The sequence below is a fragment of the Agathobaculum faecis genome (assembly GCF_014287995.1).
In the GTDB taxonomy this organism is placed as follows: domain Bacteria; phylum Bacillota; class Clostridia; order Oscillospirales; family Butyricicoccaceae; genus Agathobaculum; species Agathobaculum ammoniilyticum.
Genome location: NZ_JACOPL010000078.1, coordinates 1 through 646, shown reverse-complemented (window position 1 = coordinate 646; position 646 = coordinate 1). Strand labels below are relative to the sequence as shown.

General features: G+C 61.1%; 1 protein-coding gene. It reads right to left on the bottom strand.

Annotated elements, in window-relative coordinates; translation table 11 throughout:
- On the bottom strand, positions 1–646 hold a 646-nt coding region (locus H8S45_RS15930), incomplete at both ends, for a type IV secretory system conjugative DNA transfer family protein (RefSeq protein WP_186950622.1).

Here is a 646-nt window from a genome sequence, read left to right as displayed (position 1 = left end):
GCGATGATGGTGGAGGCGATGACCGGTATGAGCCGCGGGTCGTGGTCCGCCTCGCCGATCGGGTCCCAGCGGTCCGAGTGCTCCATATCCAGCAGGTTAAACACCCGCACTTCGTAACCCTGATCGGTCAAGTAGCCGGCCATGCTTTCATAAAGTTCATTTTTGGGATCGGTCAGGACGATGCTCTCGCGCCGCTTCACGCACTGGAATACGAACGGCCGGACGAACCCCCAGCTCTTGCCGGTACCCGGCGCGCCCACGACCAGCAGGCTGCCGGCGAGGCCGGCCTTTTTGCTGGACGCGACATAGTCCGCATAAGCATCGCTGTCCAGCGGGTCGTCCTTATGCTTGCCGTAGACCGTGCCGGAAAGGCTGTCCAGCCTGCCCACATCCAGTACCCGCTCCATCTCTTCCCGCATCATGAACCGGCTCGAGCCGTGTGTGCCGTCCGGCAGGATATCGAACCCGCGCCTGTCCTTTACCGGATGATAGCCGGATATCCAGTTATACCCCTTGCGCGTCAGCAGGCAGGCCATCGTGACCAGTGAGGCGGTGACAAAAATACCGGTGGGGGTAAACGGGGCGATCAGGTTGAGGAACGGGTTTACCGTCCAGATATCCGTGATCCCACTGTCCGCGTCAAAGG